This window comes from Kitasatospora sp. NPDC059571, from assembly GCF_042735675.1.
Classification (GTDB): Bacteria; Actinomycetota; Actinomycetes; order Streptomycetales; family Streptomycetaceae; genus Kitasatospora.
The window spans coordinates 1-3,974 of record NZ_JBHWBW010000614.1 but is presented as its reverse complement, the minus strand read 5'-3'; the positions used below and the strand labels follow the sequence as shown (position 1 = coordinate 3,974).

3 protein-coding genes are annotated in these 3,974 nt (G+C 73.0%); 1 reads left to right on the top strand and 2 read right to left on the bottom strand.

Going from position 1 to position 3,974, the window contains the following annotated elements:
- Nucleotides 1-100: 100 nt before the first annotated feature.
- A complete protein-coding gene (locus tag ACFV0G_RS36600; RefSeq protein WP_380557246.1) occupies nucleotides 101-943 on the bottom strand; it encodes a DUF4097 domain-containing protein in 843 nt (280 codons plus the stop codon).
- Between the two features lie 85 nt (nucleotides 944-1,028).
- Nucleotides 1,029-2,453, bottom strand: coding sequence for an RDD family protein (locus tag ACFV0G_RS36595; protein WP_380557243.1), 1,425 nt, complete (start codon nucleotides 2,451-2,453; stop codon nucleotides 1,029-1,031).
- A 114-nt stretch (nucleotides 2,454-2,567) separates the two neighbouring features.
- Here ACFV0G_RS36595 and ACFV0G_RS36590 point away from each other — a divergent pair, with 114 nt between their 5' ends.
- Nucleotides 2,568-3,572, top strand: a complete 1,005-nt coding sequence (locus tag ACFV0G_RS36590) for a stage II sporulation protein M (protein WP_380557241.1) — start codon at nucleotides 2,568-2,570, stop codon at nucleotides 3,570-3,572.
- The last annotated feature ends 402 nt before the right edge of the window (nucleotides 3,573-3,974 follow it).

Genomic DNA, 3,974 nt, shown 5'->3' with positions numbered 1-3,974 from the left:
TGGCAGCGGCCTGATAGCCACACCCAGCGCCCCTGGGCGACCCAACCTTACGAATGGCTCGATCAACCCGACTCAGAAGGTAGAGCGGCCTGACCTGGGCTCAGGCCCGGGCGCGGCGTATGTCGATGTTGCCCCAGCGGGTCCGGGCGCGGATCTTGACGGTCTCCTCGGACTCTCCCGGGGGCGCGGAGTCGGCCAGGGTGTTGCGGACCTGGCCGCGTTCCGAGCTGACGTCGAGCCAGGCGGCGGTGCCCTCCCGGATGCCGACCTCGATGGCGCCGTAGGCGGTCTCCAACTGGGCGGCTCCGCGGGCGACCTCGGCGACCCGCAGGGTGCCGTGCGCGGTGGTGGCGGTGATGGAGCGTTCGGCGTGCATGACGTCGATGTCGCCGTGCGCGCCGCTCACCCGCAGGTCGCCGAGGGCGGTGCCGACGGTCGTGCTGCCGTGGGAGTTCTTCAGGACGGCGGGGCCGTCGACGGTGCCGACGCGGAGACTGCCGGAGCTGGTGGTGATCTCGGCCGCGCCCTCGACCCGGTCGACGGTGATCGAGCCGTGCGAGGCGGCCAGCCGGAGCGGCCCGGTGGTGTCCAGCCGGACGTCGCCGGACGAGGTCTTCACCCGGACCTCGCCGAGCCGCCCCTCGCCGAGCACCTGGGTCCACAATCCATTCACGTCGACGTGCGAGCCCGCGGGCAGTTCGACCGTCACGTCGACGGCACCGGTGGGCCCGACCACCAGACGCTGCTTGGTCCGAACGGTCAGGACGCCGCCCGCGTACGTGACCTCGGTCTGCTCGGCGGCACGCACGTCCCGGTCCTTCTTCGGGTCGCGGGGCTGCACCTCGACGACCGTCTCGGGGCGGTCGCCCGCGGTGAGACGGACGGAGCCGGCGGCCACGTGGGCATGGGCGGAAATCGGTTCGGGCGTGTCGAAAGAAGGCATGGCTGTACCGTCCTCCTGGGTCATGGGGTCGTCCCTGCTGGTGGGACGTGGTGTGGGTGAAGCGGGTGGGCGGGCTCGGGGGCGGTCAGCGCACCCAGCCCGTGAAGCTCTGTCCGACGGCGCGGGCCCGCTCCGCCGAACGCGGCCGCGCACCGCCGTCGACCGCGGCCGACACGGCTCGTACCAGCCACGCGTTGACCGACAGGCCCTCGCGGCTCGCGGCCTCCTCGGCGCGCGCCTTGAGGTGGGCCGGGAGGCGCAGATTGACACGGGCGGTGCCGCCCTCGTCCTCGTCGGCGGGCGCCGGTGCCTTGAGCACTTCGACGGGCGCGGCGACCGCCTCCACGGTGCCGTGGTCGGTCGGCGGGAGTGTCACCACGAAGTCGGGGTCGAGCCCGCGCAACCGTACGTCGACCGAACCGGGGGCGAGCTCGCGGGTGATCTCGTCCATCGCGGCGGAGAGCACGTTGAGCATGGTCAGGCGGGTCGCCGACTCCAGCGGCGAGGTGAGCCGCTCGGCCAGCTCACGGGCTTCCTCCCCGCCGGCCTCGGCGGCCACCGCGCGCGCGCGGGGGGGGGGGGCGCCGCCGGCGGGGGGGGCGGACGGCTGCTCCGGCTGCGGAACGGCCGGGGCGACCACCGGAGGGACGGCGGCGGCCGGTGCGGCGGGCCCGGCGGGGAACGCCGGCAGGCCGGGCGCCGGCACGGCCGGTGCTCCCGTCCCGGCGTACGGCTGCGGGCGCGCCGCCCCGGCGGCCCTCTCCCACTCGCGGCGCTGCCGCTCGGTCAGCACGGCCGCCAGGTAGGCGGCCGGGTGCAGCCCGTACGGCGCCGGCCGCCCGGTCCGTCCGGCGAGCTCGGCGGCCAGCGATCCGGCCATCGTCTGCGCCACGGCCGGGTCCAGCTGGGCCTGCCGTCCGAGGAACTGCCGGATCGCCAGCCACAGCCCGTCCGGCACGGCGGAGAGGTCCAGGGCCACCAGCTCCCCGCCGATCGCGTGCAGCAGCGCCGGCGGGACCGGGGGGAGTTCCGCGTACGCGCGGGCCGCCTGCGGGATCCGCTCCCGCACGACCAGCGTGCCCGCGAAGAGATCGCCCAGCCTGCGTCCCTGCGGCGAGAGCAGCGAACTGATCACCGCGCCGGCGCCGACCAGCATCTGGATCTCCAGCACCCCGACCAGGCCCCGCACCAGGGCGTGCCGGAACCGCACCGGTCCGCCGTCCGACCGGACCACCCGGAGCCCCAGCGCCAGCTTGCCGAGCGAGCGGCCCCGCGACAGCGTCTCGACCATCACGGGCACCCCGAGCAGGAAGAACACGCTCAGGCCCAGGACCACCGCGGCCGCGGCCGCCTCGTCCAGGCCCGGCAGCGAGGTGAGGACGACGGTCATGGTGACCGCCAGCCCGATGAACTCGACCGACAGGTCCAGCGCTATGGCCAGGGCCCGGCTCGGGACCTTCGCCGTCCGCAGTCCCAGGACGACGGCCTCGCCCGTCACCAGGTCGCTCACCGCACCCACCCCACCCGTGTTTCCGTCATGATGTCCGGCGGCCAAACATACGGCCGCCCGGCTCTGGCAAGCTAGGCCCGCCCCGACCAGCACCGCGCCCGTGGAGCGAGCCGCATGGACCTGGACGTCTTCGTCGCCACTCACCAGCAGGAGTGGCTCCGGCTGGAGGAGTTGAGCCGCCGGCGCAGGCTCGACGGCTCGGAGGCCGACGAGCTCATCACCCTCTACCAGCGCGCCACCGGCCACCTCGCCCAAGTGCAGTCCGCCGCGCCCGACCCCTCCCTGGAGGGGCGGCTCACCACCCTGGTCGCCCGGGGCCGCAGCGCCGTCACGGGCGCGCGCACCTCCTCCTGGCGCGATGCCGGCCGCTACTTCACCGTCAGCTTCCCGGCGGCCCTGTACCGGGCCCGTCGCTGGTGGATACCGATCGCCGTGGTCTCGCTGCTCGCCAGTGCCCTCGTCGCATGGTGGGTCTCCACCCACCCGGAGGTCCGGGCCGCCCTGGCCGACCCGGCCGACCTGGGCGAGATGACCCGGCCCGGCGGTGCCTACGAGGCCTACTACTCGGCGCACCCGGCGACGGCCTTCGGCTTCCAGGTGTGGACCAACAATGCCTGGGTGGCCGCCCAGTGCCTGGTCTTCGGGGCCTTCCTGGGAATCCCCGTACTCGCCGTGCTCGCCCAGAACGTGCTGAACCTCGGCATCGGCCTCGGCCTGATGTCGTCGGCCGGCCGGCTCGACCTCTTCCTCGGCCTGCTGCTTCCGCACGGACTGCTGGAGCTCACCGCGGTCTTCGTGGCGGCCGGCGTCGGACTGCGCCTCGGCTGGACGGTCGTCGACCCCGGTCCGCGCACCCGCGGCACCGCCCTGGCCGAGGAGGGCCGCGCCGCGATCGGCATGGCGATCGGTCTCGCCGCCGTCCTGGCGGTCACCGGTGTCATCGAGGCCTTCGTGACCCCGTCAGGGCTGCCGACCTGGGCACGGGTCGGGATCGGCGTCGTGGTGGAGACGCTCTTCCTCCTCTACGCCCTGGTGCACGGCCGACGCATGGCCGCCCGCGGCGAGATCGGCGATGTCGCCGAGGCCGATCGGACGGACATCCAGCCCGTCGCGGCCTGAGCGTGGCGTGCAGGAGTACCCCCGTAGGGCTGGTAGGCTCGTGATCATCCCGCCAGGACCATTGACGTGGAAGTGACGGGCTAGTAGGTTTGAACGGTTGCGAACAGCTGGACAACGGCTGGATGCAGGCGTAGTGTCTACGACACCGTCGAACCGTGGCAGAGCGTCCGCAAGGATCGCCACCCGGTGCAGACAATTCCTCGGGACAGAGCAGTGCAAATCCTTTGATAGGGTTCACTACGAAGTCGAGGAAATCCCCTCCAGCGGGAATTCCGAGAAACGGAAGCCGGTAAAACGGTCGCCGCGGATCTGATAAGCTGGAAACACGAAAGAGCGAAACGCCCGGAGGGTCCGCTGGAAGGCGGTCCGAAGGAAGTGTCCGTGCCTTGAGAACTCAACAGC